The sequence below is a fragment of the Devosia insulae DS-56 genome, from assembly GCF_000970465.2.
Taxonomy (GTDB): Bacteria; Pseudomonadota; Alphaproteobacteria; order Rhizobiales; family Devosiaceae; genus Devosia_A; species Devosia_A insulae.
The window spans coordinates 1-1,133 of the sequence record NZ_LAJE02000392.1 but is presented as its reverse complement, the minus strand read 5'-3'; the positions used below and the strand labels follow the sequence as shown (position 1 = coordinate 1,133).

Here is a 1,133-nt window from a genome sequence, read left to right as displayed (position 1 = left end):
GGGCCTGTTGCGCAAAGGGTGGTTTCGGCAGGTTGGTTGCGATTGGGCGAGCGGGATGGGCCAGGTGAGGGTGACCCGGTCGTATTTGTGCGCGATGTCGGCTGTTCTGGGGTTGGCTTGGTGGCCTTTGATCGTCAGGCCGGCACGAGGGCGGCCCATCGGCGCAGGTTGAAGGCGATAGCGGCCAGGGTAATCTGACCGCAGGCCTTGGCCAGGCCACGGTAGCGGATGGCGGTGAAGTTCATGCGCCGCTTGAGCGTGGCGAAGGTGGTCTCCACCGCCGCCCGCCGTCGGGAGATCAGCTTGTTGTAGTTCACGACGCGGTCCGACAGTGCGTGGTGCTTGTTGCCCCGCACCATGAGCCGCGGCTTGATCCCCGAGGCCTTCAGATGCGCGACCCGGGCATGGCTGTGATAGGCCTTGTCACCCCACACCCGCTGCTCGTCGCCGCGGATCAACGCATCGGCCGGCGTGGTGTCGCCGATATTGGCGGCAGTGCCCAGCACCGAGCGGATCAGGCCCGAGCCCTCGTCCACCCCGACATGCGCCTTGTAGCCGAACACCGAACCGGGCTTGCCCGTGCGCTTGGCAAAGCCGGCCTGCGGATCCGAACTGGCCCGGCCAGGCCGCGACACCGACGGGATCACCGTAGCGTCCATCATGGTGCCGTGCTTGACCATCAACCCGGCCGCCTCCAGCTGCCTGTCCAGCTCGGCGAACAACACCTCCAGCAGCCGCAGCTCGACCAGCTCCGCACGAAAACGGTTGAGCACGCTGTGGTCCGGTACCGTCTCCTCATAGCTGAGCCCGACAAAGCGTCGGAAGCTCAAGCGATCCGCAAGTGCCGCCTCAAGCTCCCGCTCGCTCAGCCCGTACAGCGCCCCCACCAGCAGTGCCTTGAACAGCACTAGCGCCGGCCAGGCAGGTCGCCCCGGACTTTGCTGCTGCCGCAACCCGCCAACCAACTGCTCGAACCGATCCCACCGAACCAGAGCAGCGATCCGGTCAAGCGGACTGGCAGCTCCCTCGATCACAGCATCCGAGAACCCCAGCTGACCCGTCCGCTTGATCGCCATCGTCGGCCTCCTCAATCAACCAGACGGAATCACAAATCGCGATTACGCAACAGGCCC

At 65.8% G+C, this 1,133-nt stretch carries 1 protein-coding gene; it reads right to left on the bottom strand.

What is annotated here, in order from left to right:
* Nucleotides 1-134: 134 nt before the first annotated feature.
* Nucleotides 135-1,076 (bottom strand): IS5 family transposase, encoded by a 942-nt coding sequence (locus tag VW23_RS26630; protein WP_069912498.1) that lies wholly within the window; start codon nt 1,074-1,076, stop codon nt 135-137.
* Between the last annotated feature and the right edge of the window lie 57 nt (nt 1,077-1,133).